The organism is Pseudothermotoga sp., from assembly GCA_025060105.1.
In the GTDB taxonomy this organism is placed as follows: domain Bacteria; phylum Thermotogota; class Thermotogae; order Thermotogales; family DSM-5069; genus Pseudothermotoga_A.
The window spans coordinates 22549-34981 of the sequence record JANXCS010000008.1; the positions used below are offsets into that span (position 1 = coordinate 22549).

Here is a 12433-nt window from a genome sequence, read left to right on the forward strand (position 1 = left end):
CTCCTTTCACCTTGGCTTATTATATGACTGAGAGGTGAAGGAATGAAAATAAAAAGGTTAGACGATTCAGTCGTTTCGAAGATCGCAGCGGGAGAAGTCGTCGTTGGAATCCACTCCGTCGTTAAAGAATTGGTTGAGAATGCTCTCGACGCCGGCGCGAAAAAGGTTGTGGTGGAACTGTTGAATGGAGGCAAGAGCGAGGTGAAGGTCAAAGACGACGGGGAAGGGATGAGCAAAGAAGACCTTTTGCTCTGTTATCTTCCACACACGACGAGTAAGATAGACAGTTTTTCCGATCTTTCATCACTCACTTCGTACGGCTTCCGCGGTGAAGCACTCCACTCGATCTGTTCTGTTTCAAAGGTGAAGATAATCTCTAGAGAGGTTTCCTCAGCGATAGGCCATGAGATAGAAGTGGTCGCTGGGAACTTGGTGTACGATAGGCCGGTCTATTCCGATATCGGTACGACGGTGATCGTGAGAGATTTGTTTTTCAATGTGCCAGCGAGAAGAAAGTTCTTGAAATCTTCAGCTATAGAATCTCGTATGGCAACGGAAATCTTCGAGAGATTCTGCTTGTCAAAGTTAAACGTTCACTTCGTGCTAGTGAAGGAGCAGCAACTTGCTTACGATCTACCACCTTCAGACCTTTTGCAGAGAGTGAAAGCGATCTTTCCTGATGTTTCCATAGACAGCTTGAAAACGTTTGAAATCGAGCACCACGGTATGACCTTGAAAGGTTGTCTGAGCTTGAGCTCTTTCTCAAAGAAAGGCTTGATAAACTGTTTCGTCAATGATAGGTTCGTGATCAATCAAACTCTCGTCAGTGCGATTTATGTGGCCTACGCCGATCTTTTAGAGAAAGGAAAACACCCATTCGTTGTGTTGAACCTTTCCATCAATCCAAAAGAAGTGGATGTGAACGTTCATCCACAGAAACTCGAGGTCAAATTCGTCGACGAAGAAGAGATCTTTAGATTCGTTCGAGACAGTTTGAAAAAATTTCTCTCAAAACCGACGGTCAGGCAGATCCAGATTCGAGAGAAACCTTTCGTTGCAGATTCCTATGGTTCCTACACGGCGAGGACGGAGCCAGAAGTCCTGGTCGAACCTGCCAAAGAAAAACTCTTGGAAGAGAGTAAGTTCAGAATCCTGGGTGTCGCAAAGGGGAGATACATTTTGTTGGAAACGGGAGAAAAATTGCTCATCTTGGATTTTCACGCAGCACACGAGAGGATCACTTTCGAACAACTCATGAAATCTTTGTTGGAGAGTAGTAGCAAGAAATTGCTTGTTGGATCGAGGTTGAAATTCAAGGAGACGGACATCGATTTACTCGTTTCTTCTCATGTTTTGAAACAACTCGGATTTGAATTGAAAGTGGATGGAAGAGATCTGGTTGTAGAGCAAATTCCAAACTGGATGGAGTTGTACGAGGTAGAAGAATTTCTGAAAGACTGCTTGGACGAACTGAAACTCGTGGACTTGCAGGGGATGAATGAAACGATCAAAAAGATCTTGGCAGATCATGCCTGTAAAAAATCGCTGAGAACGCGTGATAAAATCAGTGAATCTGAGATGTTGGAACTTGCCAAAAATATCGTCGAAGAAGGTTACAGTACTTGTCCACACGGAAGACCTCTGATGTTCTCGATAGATTTCAAAGATTTGGACAGATTTTTCGGGAGGGATTGAGTGGAAGGCGTGAGCATCAGGTGGGTGAGACTCTCGGATGCTCCACAATTGGTGGTTTTCAAAAAGACCGTGACTAGTGAATCGCCCTTTTTGATCACCTATCCAGACGAAGTTGAGGATGTCTTCGAAGCCAGACGATTCATAAGCATCTATTTGACCGACGATCGGCGCATCTTTTTGGTCGCGGAGCAAGGTGGACAGATCGTCGGCATGATAACGCTCGCAGGTTCTGCCAAGAGAAAAGTTTTGCACAAAGCGGAGCTTGGCATAAGTGTACGGAAATCTCATTGGGGTAAAGGTATCGGTAGTGCCTTGATGAGCGAGGCTCTGAAGATTGCCAAACAAAAGGGTTTCAAGAAGATCCAACTCGAGGTTATGGAGAACAACGAAAGAGCAATCAAGCTTTACCAAAAGTTCGGTTTCGAGATAGAGGGAAGAAAGAAAAAAGCCGTCTGCATGGATGGAAAATATCTAGACTTGTTGGTGATGGGTAAATGGCTCGAAGATTGATTCGTTTCACACTGCTGACTTTGACCTTCGCGATGATCGCGTGGTTCATCCCATCGTACTGGAACTGGTACATTGAAACCGAAAGGATGCAGGAACATTTCGTCGACGTCTGCCTTAGCTTGATCGAAGTTTCCTTAGAGAAAGTCGTCGTAGAATCTTTCTCTGAAACTTACCCTCCAGAATTTTCAAGCTACGTTGAGATAGCGAGAAAACTTGGAGGTTACGTGGGGTTCGATCCTAAACTGGGCAAAGCGGTGGTCGCAACGAGAGTGGGAACGACCGTGAAGATAGCTTCATTCACGATGAATCTCAGTTTTTCAAATTTCGTCTACTACGTTTGTGACCCCTCTGGTGTGGTGATCATCTCCTCGGAAAAAGTGATGGAGGGAAAGCGAATCGATCTGGCCTTGCCGAACCTTCAGGGTGTTAATTCTTCTATGGTCAAGTACAAAGGAAGACAGTATCTTTTCAAACAGAAGAACAATGAACGTTACGGATTCAGAATTCTCGCAGGAATACCTTACAAAAATGTCGCGATACACGGTTACGTAGTCTTGACTGTGGTTGTGGGGTTGCTTTCAATCTTTTTGTTTTCTCTAAAAAGATCTGACCTTTCTGAAGATCGATTCATTCAGATCGTACAAGAAATTATCGATAAGCGTAAGTTCGATGAGAAGAACATAAAGAACAAACAGTTGAGGGAGCAACTCTTCAAACTCGTGAACAAGTTGGAAAGGAACGAACGATTGCTCAAAGAAACGGTGGAAAAGTTAGAGAAGTTGAAGCAATTGCTCGAAGCGAAGAAGGATCGTTCATAAGTTCTGAACGAACACTAAGACTTCCGCAACGGCTACGAACAGTTCTTCTGGAATCTGCTGAAGAACTTCCAATTTGTACAGCTTGTACACCAGCTCAGGCGAGCGAACGATCGGCACACCATGCTTCTTGGCCTCTTCGAGTATTTTCCTTGCAACTTCTCCTTTACCTTTGGCTATGATGAACGGTGCATCGAATCTTTCTGGATCGTAACCCAGTGCCACCGCGATTTCACGCGTATAGTCCATCGATGCCATCCCCCAAGATGATTCTCACCAGAGAGAAACGTTTCGTCAAACGTGTTCTCAACTCTTCGAGTTTTTCTATAGCTAAAGCTTGTGAAAAGGACAACACGATCTGGTTCTGCCAAACATTTCCCTCGACGACGATAGGTTTAGAATCCTTCACGAAATCTATCCTGAAGGAATGATGCTTTCTATCGGCAAAAATATGTATCGGAGCTTCCCCATCTGGCACACTTTGAAACACATAGGGGCTCGAAACGGTGAACAACCATAGGCCGAAGATTTCATCTTTACCGGTCTCGTAGTATCTCAACAAACGGTCCCAGAACTTCTTATCTTGTTTTCCCGACCTTTTCTGAACTACTTGTACGAGTTGGGAGAGGAAAACAATGTCTTCATCGAACCTGGGTTTCTTGATGATCCTCAAAACCGGCTCGAGAATTGCCAATGGTGGTGCTGCATCACTCAACTGCAGAACTTTTTCGGCCAGATAAACCTTCTCGAGCAAGGGTTGATCACTGATGCGTACCAATTTCCCAACTTCTGGTGGTGGACCTTTGACTTTCACCACTATGTCTCCTTTCTCTGTCCGTAGCCTGGCGAATTTACCGTGTGTTTCAACGACGAAACCTTCCATCGAGTCACCTCCTATTGAATTCATCGGTTCTGATATCATTTTACTGTAGAGGTGATGATGTGAAGATCACAGAATTCTTTGAACCCGGCACACCTGCCGCACTGTTGGCCTGGGGACAGTTCGAAACGACTCTCGCTAAGACAACGCATGGACTGCTTCGTCACAGCAAGGTTCTGAAACCAGTTTGTGTGGTGGCAGAACAAAAGGGCAAGAGAGCCTCAGATTTCGTTAAACCAGTGCGTTACGATGTTCCCATAGTCGATAACGTGAAAGATGCAGCTGATCTTGGTGCGAAAGTCCTCGTCGTTGGTATCGCCAGTGTAGGAGGTTATCTTCCACCCATCATGGAACAACACATAGTTGATGCGATGCGCCTGGGCATGGACGTATTGTCTGGTTTGCACATGAAACTGAGTGAGATGGAACCTTTCAAAAGTGTCTCACGTGCCAAGAACGTCAGGATCGTGGAAGTCAGACACTACAAAGGCGAACTGTCGATATTCCACGGCGACATTTTTCACAGCAAAACGGTGAGGATCTGCGTGTTAGGTACGGACTGTGCCACGGGAAAGAGAACTACGGCGGTACAGCTCTACGAGCTCGCCTTGAAAAGAGGTTTAGCAGCGGCGTTCTTGGCGACGGGTCAAACGGGCATCATGTTGGGTGCGGACGAAGGTGTGGCCATCGATGCGCTCCCAGCCGATTTCATTCCAGGTGTCATCGAGAGAATGATCCTGAAACTTGAATCCGAAGGTAAAAAATTCATCTTCATTGAAGGGCAGGGTGCCTTGAGACATCCTGCTTACGGTCAAGTGACTTTGGGTTTGATCTACGGATGTATGCCCCAGTTTGTTGTCTTCGTTCATGACCCGAAGAGAAAAAACTTTGAATATTTTGAACGGATCGGTATGAAACCCGACGTCGATGCCGAGATCGAGCTGGTTCAGAGGTTCATCAACACCAAGGTGCTCGGTATATCCTGTCTCGATGATGGTTTTAAACATGGTCTTTATCCTGTCTTCAATCCTTTCAACGAGAATGACTTGGACACTATCCTCGCGAGGTTGGAGGCGATGTTATGAAGATTAAATCCGTCAAGTTTGAAAAGACCTACTATCGGTACTTTGAGCCATTCACGATTTCACTTGGAACACATGAAGATCAAGAGAATATCGAAGTTCGAATCGAATTGGAGGATGGCACCGTTGGATACGGTGAAGCTTCCACATTGTTCGTCATATCCGGTGAAACCGTCGATATCATGATGCAGGTTGAAAAAACCGTACAAGAAATGATTTTGGATGAACATGTGGAAAGCTATGGAAAATTGTTTTCAAGACTTCAACAGCTCAGGGCCACACCGGCAATCAAAGCAGCTGTGGAGTATGCAATAATCGATGCATTTTGCAAAAGATTTGGCATCAAGCCCTACCAGTTCTTCGGCGGAGCAACGAACTACGTAGAGACGGACCTGACGGTGGGAATAATGGACCTGGAGAAAACTTTGAAAAAAGTCAAGAAAATATACTCCGACGGTTTCAGAAAGATAAAGATCAAGGTCGGTAAGAACTTCAAAGAAGACATCGAAAGAGTTGTTGAATCGAAAAAGATCGCACCAGATGCGGTGTTCATTGTTGATGCCAATCAAGGTTTCACACCTAAGCAAGCGATAGAGTTCGCCAAAGCCCTCCACTCAGAGAGGGTGGAAGTGGTCGTGTATGAACAACCAGTGAACAGGCACGATGTGGAGGGCTTGAAATTGGTGCGGTTCAACAGCCCATACCCTGTAGCAGCGGATGAGTCAGTCTTCACAAGATACGACGCACTCAAACTGATAAAAGAAGAAGCCGTCGATTTCATCAATATAAAGCTCATGAAATCCGGCATCAGCGATGCTCTAGCCATCGTTCATCTGGCACAGTCCAGCAATGTTCAGCTAATGATAGGATGCATGGGTGAGAGTAGTCTAGGTATAACTCAAAGCATACACTTCGCGGCGGGTACGGGTGCGTTTGCATACCACGATTTGGATGCACACCTATCCTTGAACGAGAAAGTCTTCAGAGGTGATTTCAAACAGGAAGGGCCACACATCTATCTGACGTGAAGGCAACAAATCCGACTTAAAAGATCTAATATATTGTAAAACCGCTATCGTAAAATCTTTGTGGGGTGTGAAAAGTGCTCAAACTGTTGAACGTAGGCCTTTCGAAGGATTCAAAGCAAATTTTGAAACATCTCAACTTGATCTTCGGTGAGCAAGAAGTTCATGTAGTCATGGGGCCAAACGGTTCAGGAAAATCTTCACTCGCTTACACGATCATGGGTCTTGAAGGATACAAACCAACGGAAGGTAAGATCCTCCTTGATGATAGGGACATCACGAACTTAGGAGTGGCTGATAGAGCCAAGCTTGGGATACATTTGATGTGGCAGGAGCCTGCAAGATTCCGTGGTTTGACTGTCAGACAATACCTCACACTCGGCGGCAAATTGAAAGTTTCTCAGTCTGAACTGGAAGAAGTTTTGCATCTGGTAGGTTTATCTCCAAGTTTGTACATCAACAGGATGGTCGATGAACTGCTCAGTGGTGGTGAGCGGAAACGTGTGGAGCTTGCTTCAATTTTGTTACTCAAACCTAGGTATGCGATACTCGATGAGCCAGACTCAGGAATAGATGTGCTTTCTCTGGACATGATAAAGTCCATCGTTGAAAAAATAATAGAAAAAGGTGGGTCAGCGATCGTTATCACTCACCGAGAAGAAGTGGCATCCATCGCCGATGTAGCACACGTTCTGTGTGACGGTAGGATCGTACGCAGTGGTCTCCCAGATGAAGTTATGAATTATTACAAAAATTTCTGTGATGTGTGCAACCATACGAATGTACCAACGATTGGAGAGTGATACTATGCAAGTCGAAGTCGATAGAAGAGCAGAATTCGAAGCTCTCGTTAGAGCTTACGAGAAAGCCGGTGGTGATGTTTCAAAATTCCTCGATAGAAGGATTGCCTCGATCATCATCAGCGGTGATAAGGTGGTTGGGCTCAACAGTGTGCCAGGAGTTGAACTAGTTCCAGAAACCATAGAAAACGGTGTTCATGCGAAAATGATCATCAAGAAAGGTACAAAACTGTCTTTCCCTGTCCACGTTTGTACAGGTTATTTAAAGCGCGAAGGTTATCAAAGGGTAATCTTCGATATAGTAGTTGAAGACGATGCGGAAGCTCATTTCGTGGCGCACTGCGTTTTTCCTTGGACGAAGCAGTTCACACACGATGCGCTCATGAATGTGACGATCGGGAAAAACGCCAAGATGTCCTATTCCGATGAACATTACCACGCTGACACCGGCACGGTCAATTTGATCACAGTCTCGAGGGTATTGGTTGAATCGAACGGACTTTACGTCAATCGATTCACACTCACCAAAACAAGGGTGGGTAAGATGAGGCTCGATTTCTCGGTAGAATTGAAGGAGCGTGCCGTCGCGGATGTTTCAGCGAAAGTGAAGGCAAGTGGCGAAGATGTTGTGGATGTTCATGAAAAGATAGATCTAGTTGGTGCAGAATCACGAGGCATCGTGAGCACAACGATCGTGGCACTGGACAAGGCGAAGGCACGCGTGGTGAACGAAGCCTATGGTAGGGGAGACAACGCGAAGGCCCACATAAAATGTGAAGAGATAACCAAGGGAACAAACGTAGAGGTGAGCACGGTTCCAATTTTGAAAGTGTTCAACGAAAAATCTGAGTTGACGCATGAAGCTTCGATAGGCAGAGTGAATGCGAAACAACTTGAAACTCTCATGAGCAAAGGGTTGAACGAGGAAGAAGCTGTGGAGCTCATCATAAAAGGGCTTTTAGATTGATGGGGGTGTGAGAGATGGATTACGTAGAAAGGGTTAAAAAGGCCGTTGAATTTTTGAAAGAGAGGGTGAAGTTCTCACCGCAGATAGGTATCGTTTTAGGATCTGGTCTAGGAAAGATCGCCGAAGTCATCGAATCACCTCAGACGATACGCTATGCAGATATTCCGGGTTTTCCGATCGCGACGGCTCCTGGACACAAAGGTGAACTCATCTTTGGAAAACTTTCTGGAAAGAACGCTCTACTCATGAATGGAAGGTTTCACTACTATGAAGGACACTCCATGCAGGACGTCACTTTCCCCATAAGGGTGATGCAACTACTGGGAGTAAAATATCTTTTTTTAACCAACGCGGCGGGTGGTCTGAATCCGCTGTTCGAAGTTGGCAGGCCTATGATCATAACGGATCACATAAACTTCATGGGTGATAACCCCCTCAGGGGAAGGAACGTCGATGAGTGGGGACCGAGGTTCCCAGACATGAGCGAACCTTACGATAGACAACTCATAGCTCTTGCAAAGCAAGTGGCTCAAGAAGAGAAGATAGAAGTTTACGAGGGGGTTTACGTGGCCGTGTCAGGTCCGAACTTCGAAACGGCGTCTGAGCTTCGTATGTTCAGAAAATTGGGTGCGGACGCCGTTGGAATGTCGACCGTGCCTGAGGTGATAGTGGCGAAGCATGCCGGAATGCGTGTACTTGGAATCTCCGCCATCACCGATCGTGCCGTGCCCGAAGATCTGAAACCGCTCACTGCTGAAGAAGTGCTCAGAGTCGCGGAGGAAACCGGTAAGAAGATTGCACGCATAATCCTCGGAGTGGTTCAAAGATTGTAAAGGAGGTGAACGATGAAAATTTTTCTCGATAACTGCAGAACAACGAGAGTAGTTCCAGAAGTTCTCGAGGAAATAAAAAAATATATGCTCGAAAAGTTCGCAAGACCAGATGGTCTTTACGAATCGGCACAAGAAATCTACGATGAACTGGTAGAAGCTAGAAAATTCTTTGCCAAAACGATAAATGCATCCTCCGAAGACGAAATCGTGTTCACATCTGGAGCAACTGAGTCGAACAACCTGGCGTTACTCGGTGTTGCGAGAGCGAATAGAAAGAAAGGTAACCACATAGTGATTTCTGCACTCGAACATGGATCTGTCATGAGTATCGCGGAAGCTTTGAAAAGGGAAGGCTTCGAGATCAGTGTTGTACCAGTCGACGGAGAGGGTATCTTGAGGCTGGACGAACTTGAGAAGTCATTGAGGCCAACAACGATTCTGGTGAGCATCATTGCGGTTGGTCACTTCGTTGGCTCGATCATGCCGTTGAAGGAAGTTGGTGAAATTCTATCAAGACAAGATCACAAAATTTACTTTCACACGGATGCTGCAGAGATGTACGCCAAAATGCCAATAGATGTTCAGAAGTTGAAAATAGATCTTTTGAGTGTCAGTGGACACAAGTTCCATGGGCCAAAAGGTGTTGGCTTTCTGTATGTACGCAAAGGCACGAGGATCGAACCGATCATGTTCGGAGCAGAGGCTTTCGATAAGCGAAGACCAGGTGGAGAAAACGTGCCAGCCATCATGGGCATGAGGAAAGCGGCGGAGCTTGCCTTCGAGCGCCTCGATGAGACATACAAGAAATTGAGAGAACTTCAGAATTATTTCATAAGTAGAGTGGAAAACGAAATAGACCACGTGGTTTTAAATGGACCGAGGGGAGAGAAAAGAACCCCCTACAACGTGAATTTCAGTTTTTCATTCATCGAAGGTGAAGCGATAAGCCTAGCTTTGAGTATGGAGGGCGTGGAAGTAGCTACAGGTTCAGCTTGCGCTTCTGAATCGCTCGAACCAAACTACGCGATCTTGGCCATAGGTGGTGACCACGAACGTGCACACGGTTCCATCAGATTCACGTTCAACAGGTTCACAACGAGAGAAGAAGTAGATTACACGATCGAGAAGCTCAAAAAAGTTGTTCACTGGCTACGCACCATCAGTCCATTGAAAGCTGAGAGGTGATATATATCATGTTGAAATACACAGAGTTGGTTCTAGATCATTTCAAAAATCCCAGAAATCTGGGTAAGATAGAAAATGCAGATGCCGAAGCCACCGAAGGTAGTGTCGCTTGTGGAGACATGATGACGGTCTATCTGAAAATCGAGGACAACAGAATAGTTGACATAAAGTTTGAATCCTACGGGTGTGCTGCGAACATCGCAACGGCTTCCATGATGACCGAAGTTGTCAAAGGTTTAACGCTCGAGGAAGCCAAGAAGATCACTTGGAGAGACATTGTGGAAAGACTCGGTGGTTTGCCACCAGTGAAGTACCATTGTAGTAACCTCGCGATCGATACTCTGAGAAAGGCTATAGAGGCTTACGAGAATTCACCTGTCAGGAGGCGATAAGGGTGAGGGTGTATCTCGATCACGCAGCCACAACACGTGTCTTCGATGAAGTCGCACGAGAGGTTTTCAAGCTTTTCACAGATTTTTACGGGAATGCTTCGAGCACACACGCTCACGGCTATGAAGCAAAAAAAATTTATGAAGAAGCAAGGGGGAAAATAGCGAAACATTTGAACGTTGATCCGTCTGAGATCTACTTCACATCGGGTGGTACAGAATCAGACAACATCGCAATATGTGGCTTTCTGAAAGCGAATCATCCAGACGGTGGCCATCTCATAACAACACAGATAGAACACCCCGCTGTTCTGGAAGTCATGAGACAGCTAGAAAAGCGGGGTTACAGTGTCACGTACCTGAAACCAACACCGGAAGGTTACGTCACACCAGATGATTTTCGAAAAGCTATAAAGAAAAACACCGTCTTGGCATCGATCATGTGGGTGAACAACGAGACGGGTGCGATCCAGCCGATAGAAGAAATCTCAAAGATAGCCAGAGAGCACGGAATAACTCTGCACAGTGACGCGGTTCAAGCAATTGGAAAATTGAAGATCGATGCAAAACTCGTTGACATGTTGTCTGCGTCTGGTCACAAGTTCTATGCCCCAAAGGGGTGCGGTTTTCTTTATGTATCGAAATCTGTGAAGATCGAGCCTATCATGTACGGCGGTGGCCATGAGAAAGGTTTGAGGAGTGGGACTGAGAACGTCCCTGGTGCACACGGAATGGCCGTTGCACTCGATCTGATCGATAAAAATTATACAGAATGGTCCAAGAAGTTGGAACGCTTCAAAAGAAAGATCGTGGAAGTCATCGAGAACATTCCAGACCACCACATCAACGGTTCGAACACCATCTTTTCGCACATCAACGTCTCGTTCAAAGGCATTTCTGGGGAAACGCTCGCAACGGCGCTCGATCTGTACGGTATATCCGTTTCCATGGCTTCCGCTTGCTCTTCTCATCACAGTATCAAGCGTTCTCACGTCCTAGAAGCGATGTCACTTGAGGAATGGATGATGGATGGAGCCATCAGGATAAGCATGGGTTACGATAACAGCGAAGAAGAGATAGATTTCTTCGTCAAAGTTCTTCTCGAAGAAGTGTATAGACTCAGGAAGATGGCGTAGGGGGTGAGATCTGTGTATTCGGAAAAATTCAAGCAACTGTTCTTGTATCCGAAATACTGTAAGGATATAGAGTACACCCACACGGCAGAAGGATTCTATCCTGAACACGGAGACAGGGTTAGAATATTTCTCAAGATAGAAAATTACATCGTCAAAGATGCGGCTTTCAAAGCCGTTGGTTGTCCGAGGGTCATAGCTGCCTCCGAAGCTGTTTGTAGATTGATCAATGGAAAGCATGTGGATGACATAAAATCTCTCAACGAAGAACACGTAAGGGACGAGATGGATTTTCACGATAAAACTTTCACCTGCATAAATACTCCCATAGAGACTGTGAAAAAGGCGATAGCAAAGCTAGAATGAGCAGCTTTTGGCGTGGACTGATTTACAGTAGTGTTGCAGGTATCACCACTGCATTAGGAACGATACCATTTTTGTTGTTCAACAGGATCGTGAGTCAGAAAACTATAGACGTTTTTCTTGGATTCGCTGCAGGCGTTATGCTCGCAGCTAGTGTTTTCAGTCTCGCCTTACCATCGATAGAACTTGGAGGCCCATTAAGGTTCGCCATCGGTTTTCTGATAGGTGGAGTTTTGGTCGATGTTATGGACAAATTGCTTCCGCACGAGCATTTCACGAAAGGACACGAAGGCATAGATGTGAAGCGTTTGAAGGCAATTTGGTTGTTCATCATAGCCATCACCATTCACAACTTTCCGGAGGGTATGGCAGTTGGTGTGGGAGCATTCACTCCGCACGCTCTGACCATAGCCATCGCGATAGGTCTTCAGAACATCCCAGAGGGCGCCGCAGTGGCTGCATCTTTGATGAGTGCCAAATACAGAAAATCTTCCATCTTCTTCATCACTCTGTTCACAGGTCTGGTTGAAGTTGTTGGAGGGTTCCTCGGGGTGTTGCTCGTGAGCTTTGCAGAAAATTTACTTCCGTACCTCCTAGCACTGGCCGCAGGGGCAATGGTTTTCGTGATAAGCGATGAAGTCATACCTGAAACACATTTGAAAGGAGCAGAGAGGATCACCACCTACTGGCTTCTAATCGGTTTTGTTCTCATGACCATGTTCGATGTGCTTTTGGGCTGAGTTGATATCATTTCTA

At 45.8% G+C, this 12433-nt stretch carries 15 protein-coding genes; 13 read left to right on the forward strand and 2 right to left on the reverse strand.

What is annotated here, in order from left to right:
- The first annotated feature begins 42 nt into the window (after positions 1 to 42).
- The 3 genes from mutL to NZ875_07950 are packed head-to-tail and all read left to right on the forward strand — an operon-like array spanning position 43 to position 3023.
- Positions 43 to 1695, forward strand: coding sequence for a DNA mismatch repair endonuclease MutL (gene mutL, locus NZ875_07940; protein MCS7175662.1), 1653 nt, complete (start codon positions 43 to 45; stop codon positions 1693 to 1695).
- Positions 1696 to 2205 (forward strand): GNAT family N-acetyltransferase, encoded by a 510-nt coding sequence (locus tag NZ875_07945; GenBank protein MCS7175663.1) that lies wholly within the window; start codon positions 1696 to 1698, stop codon positions 2203 to 2205.
- Positions 2190 to 3023 carry a hypothetical protein gene (locus tag NZ875_07950; protein ID MCS7175664.1) on the forward strand — a complete coding sequence of 278 codons (834 nt, stop codon included), beginning with the start codon at positions 2190 to 2192 and terminating at the stop codon, positions 3021 to 3023. Before NZ875_07945 ends, NZ875_07950 begins: the two co-directional genes overlap by 16 nt.
- Here the strand turns inward: NZ875_07950 and NZ875_07955 are convergent.
- Both NZ875_07955 and NZ875_07960 read right to left on the reverse strand, forming a co-directional pair.
- On the reverse strand, positions 3018 to 3269 hold the full coding sequence (locus tag NZ875_07955) for an EscU/YscU/HrcU family type III secretion system export apparatus switch protein (GenBank protein MCS7175665.1): 252 nt from the start codon (positions 3267 to 3269) through the stop codon (positions 3018 to 3020). The two genes, NZ875_07950 and NZ875_07955, sit on opposite strands and share 6 nt — an antisense overlap.
- Complete coding sequence (locus NZ875_07960; protein MCS7175666.1) at positions 3253 to 3903, reverse strand: hypothetical protein; 651 nt, start codon at positions 3901 to 3903, stop codon at positions 3253 to 3255. Before NZ875_07960 ends, NZ875_07955 begins: the two co-directional genes overlap by 17 nt.
- Positions 3904 to 3962: 59 nt before the next feature.
- Between NZ875_07960 and NZ875_07965 the strand changes: the two genes are divergently transcribed.
- The 10 genes from NZ875_07965 (at position 3963) to NZ875_08010 (ending at position 12417) form a co-directional block, all read left to right on the forward strand.
- Positions 3963 to 4985 (forward strand): DUF1611 domain-containing protein, encoded by a 1023-nt coding sequence (locus tag NZ875_07965; protein MCS7175667.1) that lies wholly within the window; start codon positions 3963 to 3965, stop codon positions 4983 to 4985.
- Positions 4982 to 6010, forward strand: a complete 1029-nt coding sequence (locus NZ875_07970) for a dipeptide epimerase (GenBank protein ID MCS7175668.1) — start codon at positions 4982 to 4984, stop codon at positions 6008 to 6010. Before NZ875_07965 ends, NZ875_07970 begins: the two co-directional genes overlap by 4 nt.
- A 74-nt stretch (positions 6011 to 6084) precedes the next feature.
- Positions 6085 to 6810: an ABC transporter ATP-binding protein gene (locus NZ875_07975; GenBank protein ID MCS7175669.1), complete on the forward strand. Its 726-nt coding sequence runs from the start codon at positions 6085 to 6087 to the stop codon at positions 6808 to 6810.
- 4 nt (positions 6811 to 6814) lie between these two features.
- The gene (locus NZ875_07980; protein MCS7175670.1) at positions 6815 to 7774 is read left to right on the forward strand and encodes a SufD family Fe-S cluster assembly protein; all 960 of its coding nucleotides are present in this window, start codon (positions 6815 to 6817) and stop codon (positions 7772 to 7774) included.
- 14 nt (positions 7775 to 7788) lie between these two features.
- Positions 7789 to 8607 (forward strand): purine-nucleoside phosphorylase, encoded by an 819-nt coding sequence (locus NZ875_07985; protein ID MCS7175671.1) that lies wholly within the window; start codon positions 7789 to 7791, stop codon positions 8605 to 8607.
- A gap of 12 nt (positions 8608 to 8619) precedes the next feature.
- On the forward strand, positions 8620 to 9792 hold the full coding sequence (locus NZ875_07990) for a cysteine desulfurase (GenBank protein ID MCS7175672.1): 1173 nt from the start codon (positions 8620 to 8622) through the stop codon (positions 9790 to 9792).
- An 8-nt stretch (positions 9793 to 9800) separates the two neighbouring features.
- A complete protein-coding gene (locus NZ875_07995; GenBank protein MCS7175673.1) occupies positions 9801 to 10184 on the forward strand; it encodes an iron-sulfur cluster assembly scaffold protein in 384 nt (127 codons plus the stop codon).
- A 2-nt stretch (positions 10185 to 10186) separates the two neighbouring features.
- Positions 10187 to 11317 carry a cysteine desulfurase gene (locus NZ875_08000; protein ID MCS7175674.1) on the forward strand — a complete coding sequence of 377 codons (1131 nt, stop codon included), beginning with the start codon at positions 10187 to 10189 and terminating at the stop codon, positions 11315 to 11317.
- Between the two features lie 12 nt (positions 11318 to 11329).
- Positions 11330 to 11680 (forward strand): iron-sulfur cluster assembly scaffold protein, encoded by a 351-nt coding sequence (locus tag NZ875_08005; protein ID MCS7175675.1) that lies wholly within the window; start codon positions 11330 to 11332, stop codon positions 11678 to 11680.
- Positions 11677 to 12417: a ZIP family metal transporter gene (locus tag NZ875_08010; protein ID MCS7175676.1), complete on the forward strand. Its 741-nt coding sequence runs from the start codon at positions 11677 to 11679 to the stop codon at positions 12415 to 12417. The genes NZ875_08005 and NZ875_08010 overlap by 4 nt, the downstream gene beginning before the upstream one ends.
- The last annotated feature ends 16 nt before the right edge of the window (positions 12418 to 12433 follow it).

Coding starts and splice junctions, on each gene's coding strand:
- mutL (MCS7175662.1), top strand. CDS start 43: ATGAAAATAAAAAGGTTAGACGATTCAGTCGTTTCGAAGATCGCAGCG.
- NZ875_07950 (MCS7175664.1), top strand. CDS start 2,190: ATGGCTCGAAGATTGATTCGTTTCACACTGCTGACTTTGACCTTCGCG.
- NZ875_07955 (MCS7175665.1), bottom strand. CDS start 3,269: ATGGACTATACGCGTGAAATCGCGGTGGCACTGGGTTACGATCCAGAA.
- NZ875_07960 (MCS7175666.1), bottom strand. CDS start 3,903: ATGGAAGGTTTCGTCGTTGAAACACACGGTAAATTCGCCAGGCTACGG.
- NZ875_07970 (MCS7175668.1), top strand. CDS start 4,982: ATGAAGATTAAATCCGTCAAGTTTGAAAAGACCTACTATCGGTACTTT.
- NZ875_07980 (MCS7175670.1), top strand. CDS start 6,815: ATGCAAGTCGAAGTCGATAGAAGAGCAGAATTCGAAGCTCTCGTTAGA.
- NZ875_07985 (MCS7175671.1), top strand. CDS start 7,789: ATGGATTACGTAGAAAGGGTTAAAAAGGCCGTTGAATTTTTGAAAGAG.
- NZ875_07990 (MCS7175672.1), top strand. CDS start 8,620: ATGAAAATTTTTCTCGATAACTGCAGAACAACGAGAGTAGTTCCAGAA.
- NZ875_07995 (MCS7175673.1), top strand. CDS start 9,801: ATGTTGAAATACACAGAGTTGGTTCTAGATCATTTCAAAAATCCCAGA.
- NZ875_08010 (MCS7175676.1), top strand. CDS start 11,677: ATGAGCAGCTTTTGGCGTGGACTGATTTACAGTAGTGTTGCAGGTATC.